Annotated in this window: 27 protein-coding genes; 12 read left to right on the forward strand and 15 right to left on the reverse strand. The window is 73.9% G+C overall.

Annotated features, from left to right (window positions below; all coding sequences use genetic code 11):
• The first annotated feature begins 26 nt into the window (after positions 1-26).
• A complete protein-coding gene (locus tag Q8W71_RS03675; protein ID WP_305523969.1) occupies positions 27-533 on the forward strand; it encodes a GNAT family N-acetyltransferase in 507 nt (168 codons plus the stop codon).
• 103 nt (positions 534-636) lie between these two features.
• Positions 637-1,173 carry an inorganic diphosphatase gene (gene ppa / locus Q8W71_RS03680; protein ID WP_305523970.1) on the forward strand — a complete coding sequence of 179 codons (537 nt, stop codon included), beginning with the start codon at positions 637-639 and terminating at the stop codon, positions 1,171-1,173.
• A gap of 54 nt (positions 1,174-1,227) precedes the next feature.
• Here the strand turns inward: ppa and Q8W71_RS03685 are convergent, their stop codons facing one another.
• Entirely contained in the window at positions 1,228-2,487 is a 1,260-nt protein-coding gene (locus Q8W71_RS03685) for an FAD-dependent monooxygenase (RefSeq protein WP_305523971.1), read from the reverse strand.
• Positions 2,488-2,621: 134 nt separating this feature from the next.
• On the opposite strand from Q8W71_RS03685, the gene Q8W71_RS03690 reads away from it, so the two are divergent.
• From Q8W71_RS03690 to Q8W71_RS03700, 3 genes are all read left to right on the forward strand, one after another.
• Entirely contained in the window at positions 2,622-3,479 is an 858-nt protein-coding gene (locus tag Q8W71_RS03690; RefSeq protein WP_305524080.1) for an acyl-CoA thioesterase, read from the forward strand.
• A gap of 293 nt (positions 3,480-3,772) precedes the next feature.
• Positions 3,773-4,111 carry a P-II family nitrogen regulator gene (locus Q8W71_RS03695; RefSeq protein WP_305523972.1) on the forward strand — a complete coding sequence of 113 codons (339 nt, stop codon included), beginning with the start codon at positions 3,773-3,775 and terminating at the stop codon, positions 4,109-4,111.
• 129 nt (positions 4,112-4,240) lie between these two features.
• Positions 4,241-5,746, forward strand: coding sequence for an ammonium transporter (locus tag Q8W71_RS03700; RefSeq protein WP_305523973.1), 1,506 nt, complete (start codon positions 4,241-4,243; stop codon positions 5,744-5,746).
• Positions 5,747-5,866: 120 nt separating this feature from the next.
• On the opposite strand, the gene uraD is transcribed toward Q8W71_RS03700, so the two are convergent.
• The 8 genes from uraD to Q8W71_RS03740 form a co-directional block, all read right to left on the reverse strand.
• Entirely contained in the window at positions 5,867-6,376 is a 510-nt protein-coding gene (uraD, locus tag Q8W71_RS03705) for a 2-oxo-4-hydroxy-4-carboxy-5-ureidoimidazoline decarboxylase (protein ID WP_305523974.1), read from the reverse strand.
• A 3-nt stretch (positions 6,377-6,379) separates the two neighbouring features.
• Positions 6,380-6,733 carry a hydroxyisourate hydrolase gene (gene uraH / locus Q8W71_RS03710; RefSeq protein WP_305523975.1) on the reverse strand — a complete coding sequence of 118 codons (354 nt, stop codon included), beginning with the start codon at positions 6,731-6,733 and terminating at the stop codon, positions 6,380-6,382.
• A gap of 101 nt (positions 6,734-6,834) precedes the next feature.
• Positions 6,835-7,365, reverse strand: a complete 531-nt coding sequence (uraH, locus tag Q8W71_RS03715) for a hydroxyisourate hydrolase (RefSeq protein WP_305523976.1) — start codon at positions 7,363-7,365, stop codon at positions 6,835-6,837.
• 71 nt (positions 7,366-7,436) lie between these two features.
• Positions 7,437-8,771: an MFS transporter gene (locus tag Q8W71_RS03720; protein WP_305523977.1), complete on the reverse strand. Its 1,335-nt coding sequence runs from the start codon at positions 8,769-8,771 to the stop codon at positions 7,437-7,439.
• Between the two features lie 194 nt (positions 8,772-8,965).
• Positions 8,966-9,199 (reverse strand): DUF2934 domain-containing protein, encoded by a 234-nt coding sequence (locus tag Q8W71_RS03725; protein ID WP_305523978.1) that lies wholly within the window; start codon positions 9,197-9,199, stop codon positions 8,966-8,968.
• Positions 9,200-9,279: 80 nt separating this feature from the next.
• Positions 9,280-9,450 (reverse strand): DUF3606 domain-containing protein, encoded by a 171-nt coding sequence (locus tag Q8W71_RS03730; RefSeq protein WP_305523979.1) that lies wholly within the window; start codon positions 9,448-9,450, stop codon positions 9,280-9,282.
• Between the two features lie 86 nt (positions 9,451-9,536).
• Positions 9,537-9,917, reverse strand: a complete 381-nt coding sequence (gene yidD / locus Q8W71_RS03735; protein ID WP_305523980.1) for a membrane protein insertion efficiency factor YidD — start codon at positions 9,915-9,917, stop codon at positions 9,537-9,539.
• Positions 9,914-10,357 carry an iron-sulfur cluster assembly scaffold protein gene (locus Q8W71_RS03740; RefSeq protein ID WP_305523981.1) on the reverse strand — a complete coding sequence of 148 codons (444 nt, stop codon included), beginning with the start codon at positions 10,355-10,357 and terminating at the stop codon, positions 9,914-9,916. The genes yidD and Q8W71_RS03740 overlap by 4 nt, the downstream gene beginning before the upstream one ends.
• A 286-nt stretch (positions 10,358-10,643) precedes the next feature.
• Between Q8W71_RS03740 and folE the strand changes: the two genes are divergently transcribed.
• The 3 genes from folE to Q8W71_RS03755 are packed head-to-tail and all read left to right on the forward strand — an operon-like array spanning position 10,644 to position 12,874.
• Positions 10,644-11,459: a GTP cyclohydrolase I FolE gene (folE, locus tag Q8W71_RS03745; protein WP_305523982.1), complete on the forward strand. Its 816-nt coding sequence runs from the start codon at positions 10,644-10,646 to the stop codon at positions 11,457-11,459.
• Between the two features lie 18 nt (positions 11,460-11,477).
• Positions 11,478-11,903: a phosphoribosyl-AMP cyclohydrolase gene (gene hisI, locus Q8W71_RS03750; protein ID WP_305523983.1), complete on the forward strand. Its 426-nt coding sequence runs from the start codon at positions 11,478-11,480 to the stop codon at positions 11,901-11,903.
• Positions 11,900-12,874 (forward strand): patatin-like phospholipase family protein, encoded by a 975-nt coding sequence (locus tag Q8W71_RS03755; RefSeq protein ID WP_305523984.1) that lies wholly within the window; start codon positions 11,900-11,902, stop codon positions 12,872-12,874. The genes hisI and Q8W71_RS03755 overlap by 4 nt, the downstream gene beginning before the upstream one ends.
• Before the next feature lie 28 nt (positions 12,875-12,902).
• Here the strand turns inward: Q8W71_RS03755 and Q8W71_RS03760 are convergent, their stop codons facing one another.
• Both Q8W71_RS03760 and Q8W71_RS03765 read right to left on the reverse strand, forming a co-directional pair.
• Entirely contained in the window at positions 12,903-13,334 is a 432-nt protein-coding gene (locus tag Q8W71_RS03760) for a CBS domain-containing protein (protein WP_305523985.1), read from the reverse strand.
• Positions 13,335-13,501: 167 nt separating this feature from the next.
• Complete coding sequence (locus Q8W71_RS03765) at positions 13,502-14,329, reverse strand: rhomboid family intramembrane serine protease (RefSeq protein ID WP_305523986.1); 828 nt, start codon at positions 14,327-14,329, stop codon at positions 13,502-13,504.
• Between the two features lie 230 nt (positions 14,330-14,559).
• Between Q8W71_RS03765 and Q8W71_RS03770 the strand changes: the two genes are divergently transcribed.
• Together Q8W71_RS03770 and Q8W71_RS03775 are read left to right on the forward strand one after the other, a co-directional pair.
• On the forward strand, positions 14,560-15,147 hold the full coding sequence (locus Q8W71_RS03770; RefSeq protein WP_305523987.1) for a PAS domain-containing protein: 588 nt from the start codon (positions 14,560-14,562) through the stop codon (positions 15,145-15,147).
• A 230-nt stretch (positions 15,148-15,377) separates the two neighbouring features.
• Positions 15,378-16,010: a PilZ domain-containing protein gene (locus Q8W71_RS03775; RefSeq protein WP_305523988.1), complete on the forward strand. Its 633-nt coding sequence runs from the start codon at positions 15,378-15,380 to the stop codon at positions 16,008-16,010.
• Between the two features lie 54 nt (positions 16,011-16,064).
• Here the strand turns inward: Q8W71_RS03775 and Q8W71_RS03780 are convergent, their stop codons facing one another.
• The gene (locus tag Q8W71_RS03780; protein ID WP_305523989.1) at positions 16,065-16,646 is read right to left on the reverse strand and encodes an SCO family protein; all 582 of its coding nucleotides are present in this window, start codon (positions 16,644-16,646) and stop codon (positions 16,065-16,067) included.
• A 160-nt stretch (positions 16,647-16,806) separates the two neighbouring features.
• On the opposite strand from Q8W71_RS03780, the gene Q8W71_RS03785 reads away from it, so the two are divergent.
• Positions 16,807-17,265 carry a tRNA (cytidine(34)-2'-O)-methyltransferase gene (locus Q8W71_RS03785; RefSeq protein ID WP_305523990.1) on the forward strand — a complete coding sequence of 153 codons (459 nt, stop codon included), beginning with the start codon at positions 16,807-16,809 and terminating at the stop codon, positions 17,263-17,265.
• Between the two features lie 17 nt (positions 17,266-17,282).
• Here the strand turns inward: Q8W71_RS03785 and Q8W71_RS03790 are convergent, their stop codons facing one another.
• Entirely contained in the window at positions 17,283-17,435 is a 153-nt protein-coding gene (locus Q8W71_RS03790) for a hypothetical protein (protein WP_305523991.1), read from the reverse strand.
• Positions 17,436-17,540: 105 nt separating this feature from the next.
• Between Q8W71_RS03790 and Q8W71_RS03795 the strand changes: the two genes are divergently transcribed.
• Entirely contained in the window at positions 17,541-17,768 is a 228-nt protein-coding gene (locus Q8W71_RS03795) for a hypothetical protein (RefSeq protein ID WP_305523992.1), read from the forward strand.
• Positions 17,769-17,772: 4 nt separating this feature from the next.
• Here Q8W71_RS03795 and Q8W71_RS03800 read toward each other — a convergent pair whose 3' ends face one another.
• Entirely contained in the window at positions 17,773-18,918 is a 1,146-nt protein-coding gene (locus Q8W71_RS03800; RefSeq protein WP_305523993.1) for a GNAT family N-acetyltransferase, read from the reverse strand.
• Complete coding sequence (locus Q8W71_RS03805; RefSeq protein ID WP_305523994.1) at positions 18,915-20,330, reverse strand: lipopolysaccharide biosynthesis protein; 1,416 nt, start codon at positions 20,328-20,330, stop codon at positions 18,915-18,917. Before Q8W71_RS03805 ends, Q8W71_RS03800 begins: the two co-directional genes overlap by 4 nt.
• Between the last annotated feature and the right edge of the window lie 138 nt (positions 20,331-20,468).

Genomic DNA, 20,468 nt, shown 5'->3' on the forward strand with positions numbered 1-20,468 from the left:
GGACGAGCGAGGGAGGGGCGGGGGCCATGAGCACGCGCACGACGAGCATCCGCCGGGCCCGGGAGGGGGATATCGGCGGCGTGTCGCGGGTGTTCGATGCGGCGTGGCGCGAGGCCTATCGCGGGATCATCCCGGGGGTCGCCCTGGAGCGTCTGATCGCCGGACGCGACCGGGCGTGGTGGCGCGGCGCCCTGCGGCGGGGGCGGCCGGTGGCGGTGGTGGAGACCGGCGAGGCGGTGGTCGGCTACGCCTCCTACGGGCGCACCCGCAGCCGGACGCTAGCGAGCGACGCGGAGATCGACGAGCTGTACCTGATGCCGGAATACCAGGGCGTCGGCCTCGGGCGGCGCCTGTTCCGGGCGGTGCGCAACGATCTGGCCGACCACGGTCTGACCCGGCTCGGGGTCTGGAGCCTGGAGGACAACGTCCGGGCGGGCGCGTTCTACGAGGGTCTCGGCGGCCGGGCCGGCCCGCGGACGCTCGACCGGATCGCGGGCGTGCCGCTGCCGAAGGTCGGCTACCTGTTCGGCTGACGTTTCCCCGCCCCCGTCGCCGGGCGCGATTTGCATCGCCCGGCGGTCTCTCTAAGAAGCGGGCGGAAGGGGCGCGCAGACGCGCGCCCGGGAGCGGAACGCCATGAATCTCGACGCCATCTCGATCGGCAAGAACCCGCCGCAGGACGTCAACGTGGTGATCGAGGTGCCGCTCGGCGGCGAGCCGATCAAGTACGAGATGGACAAGGATGCCGGCACGCTGGTCGTCGACCGGTTCCTGTACACGCCGATGTTCTACCCGGGGAACTACGGCTTCATCCCCCACACCCTGTCGGGCGACGGCGACCCCTGCGACGTGCTGGTGGCCAACACCCGCGCGGTGATCCCCGGCGCGATCATCAGCGCGCGCCCCGTCGGCGTGATGGTGATGCGCGACGAGGGCGGCGAGGACGAGAAGATCATCGCCGTGCCCTCGCGCCACCTGACCAAGCGCTACGACCGGGTGGAGAACTACACCGACCTGCCCGAGATCACGATCCTCCAGATCCAGCACTTCTTCGAGCACTACAAGGACCTGGAGCCCAACAAGTGGGTCAAGTTCGTCCGCTGGGGCGACAAGGAGGAGGCGCAGCGCCTGATCCAGGAGGGCATCGAGCGTGCCAAGGCGGGCAAGAAGTAAGGCGACCACAGCCTTGCCCTCTCCCGCGGACGGGAGAGGGAGACCGGTGCCGGCCTACAGCTTCTCCCCCCGCAGCAGCCGCGGCGACGCGCCGCCCAGGCCCGCGGCCTCGGTGGCGAAGAACCGCTTGAGGCCGGGCATCCGGTCGACGAGGCCGAGGCCGAGGTCGCGGGCGAGCCGCACCGGCAGGGCGTCGTTCGAGAACAGCCGGTTCAGCCCGTCGGTCATCGCGGCCATCGCCACGGTGTCGAAGCGGCGCGCCCGCTCGTAGGCGCGCAGGGTGCCCGGGCCCCCCGGGTCGAGGCCGAGCCGCAGCGCCTCGGTCACCGCCTCGGCGAGCGCGGCGGCGTCGGCGAGCCCGAGGTTGAGGCCCTGGCCGGCGATCGGGTGGATGACGTGGGCGGCGTCGCCGAGCAGCGCGAGGCGGTCGGCGGAGAAGCGCCGGGCGATGCCGACCGCGAGCGGATGGCGGCTCGGACCGTGCTCAAGGCCGAGCTGCCCGAGGTCGAGGGTGAAGCGGCGCTCGATCTCGGCCAGCACCTCCCCCGGATCCCCGGCGAGCAGCGCCTCGGCGTCCGCCGCCCGCTCCGTCCAGACGATCGAGGAGCGGTGGCCGAGCGCGCCCCCGTCCGGCAGCGGCAGGATCGCGAAGGGCCCCGACGGCAGGAAGTGCTCGAAGGCCCGGCCGCCGTGCGGGCGGGCATGGCCGATCGTGGCGACGATGCCGACCTGGCTGTAGTCCCGCCCGACCCAGCCGATCCGGGCCGCCTCGCGCAAGGCGGAGCGGGCGCCGTCGGCGGCCACCAGCAGGTCGGCGGAGCGGGTCCCGCCGCCCGCCAGCGCCGCCCGGATCGCCGCGCCCTCGACCCGCGCGGACACGACGGATGCGGCCTCGATCGCGACGCCGGCCGCGACGCAGGCGTCGCGCAGGGCCGCGGCCAGGGGCTCCGCCTCGACCATGTGGGCGACCGGCTCGTCCCCGCCGCGATCGGCCTCCGCGCCGAAGGTCAGGAAGACCGGGCGGATCGGGTCGGCGAGCCGGCTGTCGCTGACGATCATCTCGGTGATCGGCTCGGCCGCCCCGGCCAGACGGTCCCAGATTTCGAGCCGCTCCAGCATCCGGCGCGGGCCGGGGGCGACGGCGTAGGCGCGGCCGCGGTGGCGCGCCGGCTCGGCCCCGCCGGGGTCGAGCACCGTCGCGTCGAGCGCCGGCCCGTGGGCGCGCTTGAGCGCCAGCGCCAGCGCCAGGGCGGGGAGCCCGCCCCCGGCCACGAGCACGGCGCGGCTGCCGGGGCGGGGCGTGCTGGCCGTCATCGTCGCGGATCTCCTCCAACCGTCCCGGCGCTGCGATCGTGGACCGCTGCGCCGGCTCAACCTATGTCGCGCGGGCGTCCTGAACGAAAACCCCGCCGCGCACGAGTCTTCCAGCCATGCCCGATACCGACGCGATGACCGAGGCGGTCACCGAACTCCTGGCCGTCCTCGACCTAGAGCGGCTGGAGATCGACCTGTTCCGCGGCGGCAATCCGAAGACTGGCTGGAAGCGGGTGTTCGGTGGGCAGGTGGTGGCGCAGGCCCTGGTCGCGGCGACCCGGACGGTGCCGGACGACCGCCCGACCCATTCGCTCCACGCCTACTTCCTCCTGCCGGGCGATCCGCGGGCGCCGATCGTCTACGAGGTCGAGCGCATCCGCGACGGCCACAGCTTCACCACCCGGCGGGTCAAGGCGATCCAGCACGGGCGCGCGATCTTCGCCACCACCGTGTCGTATCAGGTCGTCGAGGACGGGTTCGCCCACCAGCCGCCGATGCCGGCGGTCGCCGATCCGGAGGGGCTGGCGGACGGGCGGGATCTGGCGCGCGACGGCCGCATCCCCGCGGCGGTGGCCGCCTATTTCGGCCGGCCCCGGCCGATCCTGCTGCGGCCGGTGGACCTGCGCCGCTACAGCGACGGCGAGGCCCGCGAGGCGGCGTTCAGCGTCTGGCTGCGCGCCGCGGCAACGCTGCCCGACGATCCCGCCCTGCACCGGGCCGTGCTGGCCTACGCGTCCGACATGACCCTGCTCGACGTCTCGCTGATCCCGCACGCCAAGTCGGTGTTCGACGCCGACGTGCAGGCCGCGAGCCTCGACCACGCGCTGTGGTTCCACCGGCCCGCCCGCGCCGATGACTGGCTGCTCTACGCGCAGGACAGCCCGGCCGCGGGGGGCGCCCGCGGCTTCGCCCGCGGGCAGATCTTCGACCGCGCGGGCAACCTCGTCGCGTCGGTGGCACAGGAGGGTTTGATCCGTCCGCGCGGGGAATAAAGCTCGTCGTCCGACGTGCGTTGCGTTCCTGCCACAGGCTGGGATGCGCCGTTTCGTGCAAAATGCCTACTCTATGGGCATAATTCCGCCTGCCGCGATCGTCGCGCGCCCGGCGAGGCCAATTCGCGGGCAGAATCGCACCCCTCCGAAAAGTTCCCGGTCGAGCTTGGGTGGCATAGTCCTTGAATAGGACGGCGCGACCGCGGGGCCATTCCGGCCGCGCGGGCTTCCCGGACCGGGGCGCCGTGCGGCCACGGCAACGGTTCCCAAAGACTCTGAAAGGGGCGCCGCCCATGAAGATCGTGATGGCCATCATCAAGCCGTTCAAGCTGGAGGAGGTGCGCGACGCGCTCACCGGCATCGGCGTGCACGGCCTGACGGTGACGGAAGTGAAGGGCTACGGCCGCCAGAAGGGCCACACGGAGATCTACCGCGGCGCCGAGTACGCGGTGAGCTTCCTGCCCAAGCTCAAGATCGAGGTCGCCGTCCCCTCCGATCTCGTGGCGAGCGTCATCGACGCGATCGCGGGCGCCGCCCGCACCGGCCAGATCGGCGACGGCAAGATCTTCGTGATGCCCCTGGAGAAGGCGGTGCGCATCCGGACCGGCGAGACCGACGCCGACGCCCTCTGACGCCCCGGTCCGCCGGCCCCTCGCACCAGCCCCCGCACGATCCCCGCAGCGGCGTCCCCGCCGCGCGGAGACCCCTCGAACGCCCCTCGAACACCCTCACGCGACAGCGCGATCCGGAGCCCCGTGCCCATGAAACCACGTCACGCCCTCATGCTCGGCCTGGGAGGTGCGGCGCTCGCCCTCCTCCTGGTCGAGCCGTCCCTGGCGCAGACGCCGACGATGGAGGCCGCCTCGGCCCCGCCGCCGGCCGCGCCCCTGCCCAACAAGGGTGACACCGCCTGGATGCTGATCTCCTCGGCGCTCGTGCTGATGATGTGCGTGCCGGGGCTGGCCCTGTTCTACGGCGGCCTCGTGCGCACCAAGAACATGCTCTCGGTGCTCACCCAGGTCTTCGCGATCGTCTCGATCGTCGGCCTGCTGTGGGTGTTCTACGGCTACAGCCTCGCCTTCACCAACGGCGGCGGCCTCAACGACTTCATCGGCGGCTTCTCGAAGGCGTTCCTGAGGGGCGTCGACCCGAACTCGACCGTCGGGACCTTCTCCAACGGCGTCGTCATCCCCGAATACGTCTACATCTGCTTCCAGATGACGTTCGCGATGATCACCCCGGCGCTGATCGTCGGCGCCTTCGCCGAGCGGATGAAGTTCTCGGCGCTGGTGGTGTTCATGATCCTCTGGGTCACGATCATCTACTTCCCGATGGCGCACATGGTCTGGTACTGGGCCGGCCCCGACGCGCTGGGCAACGCGGCGAAGGCGCTCGCCGCCGCCACCGACGATGCGAGCAAGGCGACCGCCCAGGCCGCGCTCGACGCCGTCAACAAGGATGCGGGCTTCCTCTTCCAGAAGGGCGCGCTCGACTTCGCCGGCGGTACCGTGGTGCACATCAACGCCGGCATCGCGGGCTTCGTCGGCTGTCTGCTCCTCGGCAAGCGCATCGGCTACGGCCGCGACCTGCTCGCCCCACACTCGCTGACCATGACCATGATCGGCGCCTCGCTGCTGTGGGTCGGCTGGTTCGGCTTCAACGCCGGCTCGAACCTCGAAGCCAACGGCACCGCCGCGCTCGCCATGCTCAACACCTTCGTCGCCACCTGCGGCGCGGCGGTGGCGTGGCTGTTCGCCGAGTGGGCGCTGAAGGGCAAGCCGTCGCTGCTGGGCATGGTCTCGGGCGCGATCGCCGGCCTCGTCGCCGTCACCCCGGCCTCGGGCTTCGCCGGCCCGATGGGCTCGATCGTGCTCGGCCTCGTGGCGGGCGTGGTCTGCTTCGTGATGTGCTCGACGGTGAAGAACGCGCTCGGCTACGACGACTCGCTCGACGTGTTCGGCGTCCACTGCGTCGGCGGCATCCTCGGGGCGCTCGCCACCGGCATCCTCGTCGATCCGAGCCTCGGCGGCGTCGGCATCCCGGACTACACCTCGAAGCCCGGCGAGCTCGCGGTCGGCGCCTACAGCATGATGGGGCAGGTCATCACCCAGGCGGAGGCGGTCGGCCTCACCCTGCTGTGGTCGGGCATCGGCTCGGCGATCCTCTACAAGCTCGTCGACCTGACGATCGGCCTGCGCGTCACGCAGGAGGAGGAGCGCGAAGGCCTGGACATCGCCGATCACGGCGAGCGCGCCTACAATTACTGATCCGGCGCGGCCCCATGCGGGGCCGCTCCCACGGTCCGAACGAGAGAAGCCCCGGCTCGCCAGAGCCGGGGCTTCCTTGCGTTCCGGTCGCCGCCTGCCTCGGACGGGCCCTGTTCCGTCCTACCCGGCGACGACGCGCTCCAGGCGCATGCGGGTGATCGCGGCGATCTCGTCGAGGGCGGTGGCCTCCTCCTCCGCCCGCCCGCGCGCCAGCCGCTCCTCGAACAGCGCCAGGATCTCCGTCCGTCCGCGGCCGCGCACGGCGACGATGAACGGGAAGCCGAACTTCTCCCGGTAGGCCGCGTTCAGCCGGTCGAAGGCGGCGGCGTCCGCGGCGGTGAGCCGGTCGAGGCCGGCGCTGCCCTGCTCGGATTCCGAATCCGCCGTCATCGCCTTGGCCCGCGCCTCGGGGCCCGCGAGCTCCGGGTGGCCGTTGAGGAAGGCGAGGCGCGCCGCCTCCGGCGCGGCCCGCACCGCCTCCATCATCGCGTCGTGCAGGCCTGCGCGGTCGGCGAAGGGCCGGGCCGCGTGCGCCGCCTCGGCGACCCAGGCGGCGTGCTCGAACACGCCGCCGAGCTTCGCGACGAAGGCGTCCCGGTCGAGCCGGTTGATCGCGTCGAGATCGCTCAATGCTCAGCTCCCGCGGTAGGTCGCGCAGTTGCCGGGCGTGCACAGCATCGGCACATGGTAGTGCTGCTTGGCGTCGAAGATCGCGAAGCGCACGACCGGGTTGTCGACGAAGATGTCGGCCTCGCTGATCCCCGGCTTGCCGCGCAGGTACGCGTCGATGTGGAATTCGAGCTGGTACTGCCCGACCTTCGCCTCGTCGCCGGGCAGGATCGGCTTGTCGGTGCGCCCGTCGGCGTTGGTGACGACGCTCTTCACGAGGCGCCACGCCCCGTTCTCGAAGGCGGAGAAATCGATGCGCACGCCGGGCGCCGGGCGCCCCCGGTCCGCGTCGAGCACGTGGGTGGTGATGCCGGCCATCGGTTTCGGATCCTGAGCGGGGCGGGCGGCGGGCCGCGCGTGGAGCGAACTCCGCCGACGGGAATACCGGTCCGGCGCGCGGGAGCGCCGGGGCGAAGGGGCTAGCTGCCGCGGTAGTAGGAGTAGCCCCAGGGCGTGAACAGCACCGGCAGGTGGTAGCGCTGGCCCGCGTCGCGGATCTGGAAGCGGATCGGCACGAGGCCGAGGAAGTTGGGGCTCGGCAGCTTGACCCCGATCTTGGCGAAGTACTCCTCGAAGTGCATCAGCAGCTCGTAGCGGCCGACCTTGACGGCGTCGTCGACGAGGATCGGCTCGGCGGTGCGGCCGTTCGGGGCGGTGGTGACCGTCTTGATCGGCTTGTAGCCGGACCCGTCGTGCATCGACAGGTCGCAGATCATCCCGGCGCCGGGCGTGCCGTGGAACTGGTCGATCGCGTGCATCGTCAGCCGCGGCCCCAGGCCCGCCTGCGAGACCGGGGCCGTGGTGAGCGCGCCGGGCTGGGCCGGGGCGTTGGCGGGCGGGGTTCCTTGGGCGAAGGCCGCCGAGGTTGCGGCCGCCGCCGCGACGCCGCCGAGTCCGGCCCCGACGAGGCTGCGGCGCGTCAGGGCGTGCCGGTCCGAGGGGTGATCCAAAGGGAACTCCTGTCGCGAGGGGATGGGGCCGCCGGGTCCGATCCGGGCGGGCGCGTTCAAGCGGGCTCGATTCAAGCGGGTTCGTGGGCGGCGCGGGCGGCGGCGCGCCGCTCCAGCTCCGGCGTCGCCCGCGGGACGAAGGCGAGGATCAGCACGAGGGCCAGCGCCTCGACGGCGGCCACCAGCCACAGCCCGGTCGAGACGGAGCCCGTGTGCTCGCGCAGGTAGCCCATCACCGCCGGCGCGCCGAAGCCCGCGAGGTTGGCCACCGAGTTGATCAGGGCGATGCCGGCCGCCGCCGCCGAGCCGGCGAGGAAGCGGCCGGGGATCTGCCAGAACACCGGGATCGCGCTCATCGTGCCGACGATCGCCACCGCCAGCGCGACCATCGCCAGCCCCGGGCTCGCCGGCACGAGGAAGCCGAGGATCGCGATGGCCACGGCGCCGACGAAGGCCGAGATGCCGCAATGCAGCCGCGCCTCGCCCGAGCGGTCGGAGTGGCGGCCGTTCAGGATCATCCCGGCGCCGCCGCACAGGTAGGCCGCCGACATGATCCAGCCGACGGTGAGCGGGTCGGTGAACCCGGCCTCGCGCACCACGCTCGGGCCGAAGAAGGTGAGCGCCGAGTTCGCGGTGATGACGCAGAAGAAGATCGCGATGCACTGCCAGACCCGGACGTCCTTCAGGGACGCCATGATCCGGTGCTCGCGGGGGCCGAGCGCCGCGGCGTCGCGGGCGAGGTCGGCCTCGATCAGGGCCCGCTCCTCGGCGCTGAGCCAGCCGGCCTTGGCCGGCCGGTCGGTGAGGTAGAACAGGGTGGCGACGCCCGCGAGCACCGAGGGGATGCCCTCCAGCAGGAACACCCACTGCCAGCCGGCCCAGCCGTTGACCCCGTTCATCCCGGTCATGATCGCGCCCGCGAGCGGTCCGCCGATCACCCCGGCGAGCGCCGAGGCCGACATGAACAGCCCGAACACCTTGGCCCGCCGCTCGGTCGGATACCAGTAGGTCAGGTAGAGGATCACGCCCGGGTAGAACCCGGCCTCGAACACGCCGAGCAGGAAGCGCAGCACGTAGAACAGCGTCGATGTCGTGACGAACATCATCGCCACGCAGCAGATCCCCCACAGGAAGGTGATCCGCGCGATGGTCTTGCGGGCGCCGATGTGTTCCAGCAGCAGATTGCTCGGCACCTCGCAGAGGAAGTAGCCGATGAAGAAGATCCCCGCGCCGATGCCGTAGACCGTCTCGCTGAACTTCAGGTCGGACAGCATCTGAAGCTTGGCGAAGCCGATGTTGACCCGGTCGATCCAGGACAGGATCCACAGGACCATCAGGAACGGCAGCAGGCGCCACGTGATGCGGCGGTAGGTGGCGTCGAGGGTGGGGGGCGCGGCGGTGGCCATCACGCGACGCCCAGACCTGTCGCGCGGCGCGGACCGGCCGCGCGCGCCCTCGAACCCCGTCCCATGTCGCCCCCTCCGGCGTCGGAACGGCGCGCGACATCAGATCTCGCGCCGAGCCGGGGGAAGGCTAGGCAATTCACGCACCACGAACAAGCTGTCGCGGCCGGACACCGCAAGGCATCCGGCCGCGCTTGTCACTCCGGCGGCGCCTCGTCCACGGGATGCGCCGGATCGGCCGCCCGGCGCTTGTCGCGCTCCGAGCGCAGCTCCCGCTCGGCCAGCAGCCAGAACTCGATCTCCAGGCCCTCGGGCCGGTGGTTGCGCTCCCACAATTCGTAGGCGCGCTCGCGGATCTGCTCGAAGGTGAGGGCGTCCGGGTTCCGCGGGCGCGGCGCCTCGTGTCGGCTTGCTTTCGCGTCGTCTGCCACCGGCATCTACCCCGCGCGCAGCCCGCCCGCGCGGGGGCGAGCGGCCACCGTCATCCGTCGATCCTGTCCGGCGCGCGCCGTCAGGGGGCCGGCCGGTCGAGGTAGGCGGCGATGCTGGTGATGCGCTTGCCCACCATCGAGACGGCCTTGCGCAGGCGCTGCTCGGTGACGCCGAAGCGCTGTGCCCAGGCCTCGCGGGAGGCGCGGTCGTAGATGTCGATGTGGGTCTTCGCGCGTGTCTCGGTCGACATGGCGGTTCGCTCTGGTGCTGAGGGGAAGCCCGGCCGGACCGGGCGATCTGCAAGGACAAACACGCGTCGCGGCGTTCGGTTTCCGTTCAGGAAGCGCGCGGATCGGTCCGGCCTGTGGATGGTGGGGAGAGCGCCTCCGGTACGGCCTCGCAGACCAGCAGCGAGCCGGTCGGCAGGGGCGGCGCGAGGACGCCCCGCCAGCGGCCGTAGGCCCAGGGGCGATACCACGCGGCGCCCGCGGGCGGGCGCTCGGGCACGAGGTCGATGCCGTGGGTGCCGAACGGCCCGCAGCGGCAGACCCGCGCGAGACCCATCCAGGCGCCGGGCCAGAGACCGTGGCGGGCGATCGCCTCGTCCGCGTAGGCCGAGCAGCTCGGCCAGTGCCGGCACTGGCGGCCGACGAGGCCCGACAGGGTGAGCTGGTAGCCGCGGATCGCGAGGTGCGCGGCCCGGCGCGCGAGGCTCACGCCGCCTGCCGCTTGGCCGCGATCTGGTCGAGCGCGTCGACCACCGCGTCGAAGGTCAGCAGCGTGGAGGCGTGGCGCGCCTTGAAGTCCCGCACCGGCTCCAGCACGGCGAAGTCGGCCCACGGGCCGCCGGGCGGGGGCGCCCCCTCCTTCAGCATCGCCCGCACCGCCGCGCGCAGGGCCCGCAGCTCGTCGGCGGAGGCGCCGACCGCGTGCCGGCCCATCAGCGAGGAGGAGGCCTGCCCCAGGGCGCAGGCCCGCACCTCCTGGGCGAAGTCGGCGACCCGGTCATCGGGCCCGAGCGCGAGGTCGACGGTCACGGTGGAGCCGCACAGGCGGGAATGGGCGGTGGCGCTGGCGTCCGGCCGCTCCAGCCGCCCGAGCCGGGGGATGTCGGCCGCCAGTTCGAGGATGCGGCGGTTGTAGATGTCGTCGAGCATCGGGTCCTCGGCTCGGGCCGCCGGAAAAATCGCGCGGCGCCCGCCCACGGGGCGCTGCCGCGCGGAGGGCGCATTGCGCCTTTGCCCGCGAACGATGATATAGGCCGCAGGCGGCCCCTTCGCGAGGAGGCGGCCCGTCGACCGGGTCCGCGCCCAGGGCCAAGGTCGGGTCGCGCGGGTTGCGTTCCTTAGCCCGCGTCCATCCGGGGCACCGGCCCGGAACCGTTCCGGGCGCGGGTCCTTCCCTGATCCGGCAATGGTCCGGCAAGCCCGACTCGGTCCGACGATGTACGCCAAGCCCGACAGCTCCACGATGAAGTCCCGCGTGGCCCGGGCCGGAGATGCCATGGATGCCGCGCTCAAATCCCTGTCCTACCGCGTCGACGACCGCGATCTGACGGGCATGCGCAACGACAACGCCCCCACGGACAACGCCCCATCGGACAACGCCCCCACGGACGAGGCCCCCGCGGAGATCGCTCCGGAGCCCGCCTCCGCCACGCGGGTGCCGCAGGGGCTGGCCGCGGGCCGCCCGAGCCGCGAGGAGGCCGAGGCCGCCGTGCGGGTGCTCCTGCGCTGGGCCGGGGACGACCCGGCGCGCGAGGGGCTGGTCGACACCCCCGCCCGGGTGGTGAAGGCCTACGAGCAGCTCTTCGGCGGCTACAAGGTCGATGCCGACGCCCTGCTCGCGCGGGTGTTCGAGGAGGTCGAGGGCTATTCCGACATCGTGCTCGTGCGCGACATCCCGTTCTACTCCCACTGCGAGCACCACATGGTGCCGTTCATGGGGCTCGCGCACATCGCCTACTACCCGACGCGCGGCGTGGTCGGCCTGTCGAAGCTCGCCCGGGTGGTGGACACCTTCGCCAAGCGCCTGCAGACCCAGGAGACGATGACCGCCCAGGTCGCCGACGTGATCGAGAGCGTCCTCAAGCCCCGCGGCGTCGCGGTGATGGTGGAGGCCGAGCACCTGTGCATGGCCATGCGCGGCGTGCAGAAGGCCGGCGTCTCGACGATCACCACCCAGTTCCGCGGCGCCTTCAAGGACGATGCGAGCGAGCAGGTCCGCTTCCTCTCGCTGGTCCGCGGCGGCAGCAAGTAGGCGTTCGGGATCGGAGCGATGTCCACCCGCGCAGCCGCCTTCGACGCGCCCGGCGCCCGCGCCGAGGTTGAGGAGGGCACCGCCTTCACCCCGCGCTTCGACCGCGACGGTCTGGTCGCCTGCATCGCGGTCGACGCCCGCGACGGTCGGGTGCTGATGCTCGCCCACATGAACGCCGAGTCCCTGGCGCGCACCCTGGAGACCGGCGAGGCGTGGTACTGGTCGCGCTCGCGGGGCGAGCTCTGGCACAAGGGCGCCACCAGCGGCCAGATCCAGCGCGTCGTCGAGATGCGCACCGACTGCGACCAGGACGCCCTGCTGATCACCGTGGAGGTCGGCGGCGACGGCGGCTGCTGCCACACCGGCCGCCGCGCCTGCTTCTACCGGACGGTGTCCTGGGACGCCGCGGCGGGGCGGGCCGCCCTCGCGCCCGCCGGGGCATGAGCCGGACCGGAGGCGCGGCGCGCGCGGCCCGTCCGGACGACGCCGGCATCCCCCACGGCGCGGTCGAGCCGGTGCGGCCGGCCGCCTCCGGCCCGCGGCTCGGCCTCGCGCTCGGGGGCGGCTCGGCCCGGGGCTGGGCGCATATCGGGGTGATCCGCGCCCTGGAGGAGGCCGGCCTCGCGCCGAGCGTGGTGGCGGGTTGCTCGATCGGCGCCGTGGTCGGCGCCTGCTACGCCGCCGGGCGGCTCGACCGGCTGGAGGCCTTCGCCCGCTCGCTGACCCGGCGCCGGGTGGTCGGGCTGATCGACCCGCGCCTGCCGGGTGCGGGCCTGATCGCCGGCAACCGCCTGCGGCGGCGGCTGGAGGCCGATCTCGGCGCGCGCCGGATCGAGGACCTGCCCGTGCGGTTCGCCTGCGTGGCCACCGAGTTCGGCACCGGCCGCGAGATCGGCCTCGACGACGGCCCGGTGATCGACGCGGTGCGCGCCTCCTACGCCATCCCCGGCCTGTTCCCGCCGGTTCCCCACGGCGGCCGGCTGCTGATGGACGGGACGCTGGTGAACCCGGTGCCGGTGGCGCTCGCCCGGGGGCTCGGGGCGGAGATCGTGGTCTGCGTCAACCTCAACGGCGACACCGGCGGCCCGGTGATCCGCGAGGTGCCGGCCCCCCGCCGCGGCCTGCTGCACGCGGTGCGGGCCCGCCTGCCCGGGCGGCCCCGGGCCCCGGCCGAGGCGGCCCTGCCCGGGGTGGCGCGGGTGGTGCTCGACGCCTTCAACATCACCCAGGACCGGATCTCCCGCGCCCGCCTGGAGCGCGACCCGCCGGACGTGGCCGTTGGGCCGGATGTCGCCGCCTTCGGCCTGTTCGACTTCCACCGGGCCGCCGAGGGGATCGCCCTCGGCCACCGGGCGGCGCGGGCGGCGCTGCCGCGGATCCGCGCGGCGCTGGAGGGCGCGGCCGCGCGGGTGTGACGGCGCCTCGGCCCCGCCCGGACGGCGCTCAGGCGGTGGTGATGTAGTCGCGCAGCGCCTGGTGCTCGGCCTCGACGGTGGCGATGCGCCGGGCGACCACGTCGCCGATCGAGATCAGGCCCGCCAGCCGCCCGTCCTCGCAGACCGGGACGTGGCGGAAGCGCTCGTTGGTCATCATCTCCATGACCTCCTCCATGGTCGCGGACTTGCCGCAGGTGGTGACCTTGGTGGTCATGTGGTCCGAGACCGGGGCATCGAAGGTGGCCGCCCCGTGCTGGGCGAGCGCGCGCATGATGTCGCGCTCCGAGATGACCCCGGCGACCGAGCCGTCGGGATGGGCCACCACCAGGGCGCCGATGCGCTTCTCGGCCAGGATCTGGATCACGTCCTCAAGGGTCTTGTCCGGCGCGACGGTGGCGACGGAGCTGCCCTTCTCGGCGAGGATGCGTGCGACGGTCATGAACCTCTCCCTGTGAACGCGGGTCTGGCGCGCCTCAGCCCGGGGCGCGCCGGTTGCGCTGGCGGCCGGGTTGCGGCCCCGGCTCGTCGGAATGCGGCGAGTGTGTGGCCGTTCCCGAAGGTTGGCAAGCGCCGCCGCGGCGTTCGCGCGGGATCGGCGGCCGTCCTTCAGCGCGGCGCCGTCGCCCGCGGCGGCTGCCGGGGATCGATGTAGGGGAACAGCAGGAAGCCGGCGACGAACCCGCCGAGATGCGCGTCCCAGGCGATCGCCGAACTCTCGGTCAGCAGCGGCATGCTGACCACGCCGAACAGCAGGTTGGTGACGAGCCAGATCGCCAGGAAGGACACCGCGGTGCGGTTGCGCAGCAGCTCGGGGATCGTCTCGGCGGGCCGGTGCGGGGGCGTCTGCCCGGGCGGCGCGTAGGCCGAGACCGGCGGCTGGAACACGAACCGCGCGGCGGCGGCCATCAGCGCCGAGACCCCCGCCGAGGCGCCGATCAGCGGCGCGGCGCTCAACGGGTCGATCGCCACGTGCAGGAACGCGCCCGCCACCGTCCCGGCGAGCCCGATCAGGCCGTAGCGCCACGCGCCGCAGCGCCGGGCCACCGGCGAGCCGAAGGCGGCGAGCCAGACGGTGTTGAAGATCACGTGCATCCACGAGCCGTGCAGCAGCGCGTAGCTCGCGAGCGTCCACGGCTCCAACGCGTGCTCGCCGGCGATGTAGCGGGCGAAGGCCTCGCGCGCGGCGGCCATCTCGGGATCGCCGGCGCCGGCCGCCTGGATCACCTCGGCGGCGCGGCCGGGATCGAACCACACCGTCCAGCGCGCCGGCACCAGGGCGAGGTCGAGCACGACGCGGATGTCGAGGGTGTCGGGCAGCAGGTACTCGCGCACGCCCTGGATGGCCAGCAGCACGCCGATCGAGGCCGTGACCACGCCGGGCATGTTGAACACGGGGGCGCGGCGCTGGCGCGGGAAGTCGGGGGAGGCGTCCATGCGCCACCATGTCGGGACGCGGCCCGCGCGGGCAAGCCCCGGCGCGCGTCCCGGCCCCGATCCCAGCTCCCGATCCCAGGTCCCGATCCCCGGCCCCGATCCCCGGCCCCGATCCCAGGCACGCCCCGTGCGACCCGGCCTCCCGAACGCCCCGGATCGCCCCGCCGCATCGCCCGATGTGCCGGAACGGGCCGGCGGCGGACCATCCGGCGTACCGTTTCGGGGCACCCATGAAGCATCCCACGAGCCGCAAGCTGCACGCCTACTGGGAACGCCTGCGCGGCGAGCGCTCGGCGCCCGAGCGGGCCGAGATCGAACCCGGCGAGATCCGCCACCTGCTCGCCGACAGCCTGATCCTCGAACTCGACATGGCCGCGCGCGAGGCCACGGTCCGGCTCGCCGGCACCCGGGTCTGCGCACTCTACGGGCGGGAGCTGAAGGGCCTGCCCTTCGCCCAGCTCTGGGGAAGCCCGGCCGCCGAGCCGTGGCGGCTCGTCGAGATCGTCGCCCAGGACACGCTCGGCGTCGTCGCGGGCCTGCGCGGCACCAACGCGGCGGGCGAGTCGCTGGACCTCGAACTGCTGCTCCTGCCCCTGCGCCACCGCGGCCGCACGCAGATCCGGGCCCTCGGGACGCTGACCCCGGAGGGGACGCCGCACTGGATCGGCCTGCGGCCGCTCGCCCGGGCCGACACCACGTCCCTGCGCATCCTGGCCCGGCCCGAGCCGGCCGACGTCCGGCCGGATCAGCCCCCGGCCAACGACACCGGGCCGATGCGCCGCGGCCACCTCCTGGTCCATACCGGGGGACGCGCCTGACGGGATGGGCGTCGCCGCAAGGCAGGTTCGCCCGTGACGGACATCCATCTGCGCCTGAGCAGATAAGTTGTAGTAACTCTGGGTTGTGCAACCATTCCGTGCAGCAACGCGTGGCCGGACACGTGCAACCGTCTAAATTCGACCCCCGCGGCCCTCTCGGAGAAGGCTTTCGTAACCTTGCAGGGTTTAGCGTCCGGCTCCTCACCCGCCCGCGAGGCCAGCCAAGCGTTATGAGCGCGGTCTACGCCACAGCAGCCCTGCTTCCGAGGGGCCCCGTCGTCGGCGGCGATGCCTCGGACCAGCGCCGCCACCAGCGGGTGCGGGTGGCGCTGCTCGGCCGCTACATGCTCGCCGACCGGCGCGAGTTCCCCTGTCAGACCGTGGACATGTCGCCGGGCGGCGTCCGCCTGACCTGCGCCGTGGCGGGCGAACTCGGCGAGCGCGTGGTGCTCTACCTGGAGCATATCGGCCGGCTCGAAGGACTGGTGGTGCGCCAGACCCGCGGCGGCTTCGCGGTGCATCTGGCCGGGAGCCCCCGCAAGCGCGACAAGATCGCCTCGCAGCTCACGTGGCTCGCCAACCGCGACCTGCTCGGCCTGCCCGAGGGACGCACCCACGAGCGCCTCGTCCCCCGGCAAACGGCGGTGATCCTGCGCCTCGCCGGCCGCGACGTCCCGGCCCGCCTCGTCGACATCTCGCCGTCCGGCGCGGCGCTCGCCTGCGAGGTCCGGCCGCCGCTCGACACCCTGGTCACGGTCGGCAGCACCCCGGCCCGGCTGGTGCGCTACTTCGACGACGGTTTCGGCGTGCAGTTCCTGCTGCCGCTCTCCCCCGACCGCTTCCACGCCGGCATGGTGCTGTGAGGGACGGCCGCCGCGCCTGCGCGCGGCGGATCGGATCGGCTCAGATCTTCTTGGTCAGATCTTCTTGGCGAGCTGCGCCGCGGTCTGCTCGGGCGGCCGCGAGAGGTCGAGGGCGCCGAGGAAGCGGTTCTGGGCGTCCATCACGTAGACGAGCGCGGTGTGCTCCATCACGTAGTCGCCGTCCTTGCCCGGGACCCGCTTGGCGTAGCCGCGATAGGCCTTCACCGTGGCGGCGACCTGCTCCGGGCTGCCGGTGAGCCCGGTGATGCGCGGATCGAAGCTCGACAGGTAGGTCTTCAGGCTCGCCGGGTCGTCGCGCTCGGGATCGACCGTCACGAAGGCCACGCGCATGCCCTTCGCCCGGGGGCCCAGCGCGGCGAGCACGTCGGAGATCTGCTGGAGCGTCGTCGGGCACACGTCCGGGCAGTGGGTGAAGCCGAAGAACACGAGGTGCGTCGCGCCCAGGAAGTCCCGGTCGGTGACCGTGCGCCCGTCCTGGTCGGTCAGCGTGAAAGGACCGCCGACCGACGGGGTGCCGATCGGCGCCTTGTCCGGGATGAAGGCGAACACCGCCGCCCCGGTGATGCCGACGAGGCCGAGACAGAAGGCGAGGAGGGGCACGAGGGCGCGTCGCATGGGTCCGGACCGGGTCTCTTCGCGCGCACGTCGCGCGCAAAGTCTGGGGGATGCGCGACGCCGTGCGGGCGCGCGAGGCACAGCACGGATCGCCCGGGCGGGGCAAGCCGGCCGGGTGCCGCGGCTTTGACGGCGGCTTGCGCCCGGGCGATGGCTCGGCATGCTCCGCCTCGCCCTCTACCAGCCCGACATCCCCCAGAACGCCGGCACGATGCTGCGCATGGCCGCCTGCCTCGGCCTCGCCGTCGAGATCGTCGAGCCGGCGGGCTTCGACGTCTCCGACCGGCACCTGCGCCGCTCGGGCCTCGACTACCTCGACCATCTCGCCGTGACCCGGCACCGGTCCTGGGCGGCGTTCGAGGCGTGGCGGCGGGAGGCCGGCCCGCGGCTGGTGCTCGCCACCACCACGGGGGCGACCCCCTACACCGCCTTCGCCTTCCGCCCCGGCGACTGCATCTTGGTCGGGCGCGAATCGGCCGGCGTCCCCGACGCCGTCCACGCCGCGGCGGACGCGCGGGTGGTGGTGCCGATGCGGCCGGGGATGCGCTCGCTCAACGTCGCGGTCGCCGCGGCGATGATCGTCGGCGAGGCGCTGCGGCAGACGGGGGCGGCCGGCTGACCCGCGCCCTCCGCCGCTCACTCCTCCGGGAGGCCCTCGGCCGCGCGCCGCCGCGCCTCGGCGTGGCCCGCGTCGATGGCGAGGTCCATCAGCCGCCGGGTCAGCCGGAAGGCCAGGACGAACAGGACGAGGCAGAAGACGACCGCCGCGGCGGCCTTGAGCGGGTCCACGATATGCCCTCGGGAAACGTCATCGGCTCCGCGGCGACGCGGCGGCTTCGCGCGCGACCGGCGGCATCCTATCTCTGCCGCTCCTCATAGAACGGGCGGACCCGGTTGCGCGAGACCTTCCACATCGAAGTCATCGGTCCCGACGGCGCCGAGGTCGTCACCCGCGTCTCGGTGCGCGTCGGCAGCCTGGAGGGCGCGCAGGAGCGGGCGCTGCGCCTGTTCGCCCGCGCCCGGGTGCCGCAGCGCCGGGAGGAGCCGGCCCAGGCGGTGCGGGTGATCGACGGCGCCGGCCGCGAGGTATTTTTTCGGAGTCGCTTCGACGAGCGGGACTGAGCGCTCACCGAGCGCCTCGCCGGGCCCGGGCGACGCGCTCGCGCGCGCGCTCGAGGGCCGCCGCCACCGGGAACAGCGGGTCGCGCCCCGCCTCGACGAGGAGGTGGGCGATGTCCCGCCGCCCGGTCCAGAAGGTGGTGCCGAGGGCGAAGTCCGGCGGCGCGCAGGAATCGATCCGCGCCCAGGCGGGGTCGGCCAGCGCCGCTTCGGTGAGGCGGTGGACGAGCTGAACCCCGGGGGCGGCCTCCGGCTCGGTCTCGTCGTGGGCGATCTTCAGGACCCAGCCCTCGGAGCCGGTCAGCGGCACGATCGCCGAGGCGAGCGTGCGGTCCCCCCGGCGCAGGCGCGCGATCCGCATCCGGCCCTCCGCCCCGAGATCGGCGGCGAGCGCCCGCAGGAAGGCGGCCTCCTCCGGCCGCTGGCCGAGGCCGGTGCCGGCCCGGCCCTTCCAGCCCGCCGCCTCCAGGGCGACGTGGTCGTCGAGCGCCGCGCCGAACGCCTCGGGCGCGTCGAGGATCTCCAGGGTCACCGGCCCGCCCGCCTCCAGGCGCTCGCGGGCGAGCCGCAGCTTGCGCCGCCGCTTGCCCGAGAGGTGGCCGAGATAGCCGGCCCGCGCCGCGGGCGTCAGGCCTTCGAGGTCGAGCATCCCGCGGGCGTGCGGCCAGTAGGCGGCGCGGCGCGCGCCCAGCCGGTCGAGGAGCGCGGGCAGCGGCCCGTCCGCGGGGGCGTTGGGCATCAGCAGCCGCGGCGGCAGGCCGAGCGCCCGGGGCGCGGCGAGCAGGGCGGCGAGCGCCCGCTCGGGCGCGGCGGCATCGAGCAGCGGCGCCCCGAACGGGCCGTAGCCGTGCGTCCAGCCCATCAGCAGCGGCAGCGGCAGGCCCCAGCGGCGCCGGTCCCGCCGGAACGGCCACGCGGCGACGATCCGCGCGCCCGACTCCTCCGGCGGCCGGTCGGCGACGAGGAGCAGCCGCACCCCCGCGCCGAACGCGGCGCGGGCGGCGAGCGCGCAGCCCGCCTCGTAGAACGGGTTGGGGATCGCCGCCGCCCGCCCCAGCGCCCGCCAGGCCGGGATCCACGGCGCGCCGGGATCGAGCGGCCGGACCGCCGCGACGGCGCCGCCCGGCAGCGGGGCGTGAGCCGCGCCGGTCACGAGGCGAGCCGCCGGCGCAGCGCCCCCGCGAGGCCGAGCACGTCGTAGCGCCACGCGACCATCAGGGCGCCCCCCGCGAGCACCGCCAGCCGCAGCACCTGCCCCGCGGCGGTCAGGCCGCCGGGCAGCAGGCCGATGGCGACCACGGTCAGCCCGCAGGCGAGCGCGCCGCCGGCGATGCCCGCCATGTCCGCGAGCGGCAGCGGCAGGGCGGTGCCGGCCCGGCGGGCACCGAGCACCAGCACGAGGCAGGCGGCCGCCTGCCCCCCGGCGAAGGCGAAGGCGGCCCCCATCGCGCCCAGCGGCGGGATCAGCGCCAGCGACGCCGCGGCGACGGTGGCGAGCGTGGCGAAGGCGGCCCAGGCCTCCAGCCGGCTGGAGCGGGTGAAGTAGATCACCTGCCCGAAGTAGTAGGCGCGGAACATCATCAGGATGCTCGCCAGGATCAGCACCGGCGCCAGCGCCTGGGCCTCGGCGCGGTAGTCGGGCCCGAGCAGCACGCCGATCACGAGGTCGTCGAAGCACAGGAAGAACACCGCGCCGAAGGCGGCGATCAGGCCCATGGCGCGGGCCGCGTCGCGCAGCACCCCGCCCGCCGCGGCCATGCCCCCCGCCCGCGCCTCGCGCTTGGCGATCGAGATCAGCGACAGGGCGATCGCCTCGCCGAACACGACGAAGCTCTGCTTCAGGAAGTCGGCGATGGCGCCGTAGGCCCCGAGCCCGGCCGGCCCGACCGTCTCGGCGACGATCAGCCGGTCGAGGGTCTGGCCGAGCGCGGCAGTGCCGAAGGACAGGACCAGCGGCCAGCCGTAGGCGAACAGGCGCAGCGCCTCGGCCCGGCTGCCGCGGCCGGGCATCAGCGGGATGATGGTCAGCGCCGCCGGCAGGGCGCCGAGCGCGTTGGCGCAGGCCACCGCCAGGGCGAGGTGCAGGGGATCCCCCGAGGCGTGGAGCGACAGGCTGCCGAGCCCGAGGATCAGCACGGCCCGGCTGATCACCGAGGCCGCCACCGCCCCCGCCTTGAGCCGGGTGCGGGCGATCTCGGTGGAGCCCTCGAACAGGGTGGTGCCCATCGCCAGCGCCAGGATCGCCGCCGCCGCGCGCGGCGAGACCAGCCCGAGGGCGGAGGCCGCCGCCGCGCCGAGGCCCGCGAGCAGCAGGGTGCCGCCGAGGATGCGCACGACGGTGCCGACCTGCGCCGGCTCCCGGGCCTCGTCGTAGAGGGCGAAGAACGCGAATTTCGGCCACTGGCAGGTGGCGCCGTAGAGCACCAGCGCCCAGGACAGCAGGTAGAGGTAGCCGCCGTAGCTTTCCACCGGCGCGAGCCGGGTGAACACCGCCACCGAGCCCATGTTGAGCGCCGCGGCGAAGCCGCGCGAGCCGACGTAGATCAGGCTGTGCCGGGCGATCATCGGCGCGCGCCCGCGCGCGCGCCGTCCCGGTTCGGGGCGGGGCTGTCCCAGATCGGCACGGGGGGCGAGGGCGAGCGGCATGGCACGGCCGGTGGTTGCAGGCGCCGTGCCCGCCGGACCGCGCCGGGACGGGCCGGC

This window comes from Methylobacterium amylolyticum (genome assembly GCF_030700245.1).
GTDB lineage: Bacteria > Pseudomonadota > Alphaproteobacteria > Rhizobiales > Beijerinckiaceae > Methylobacterium.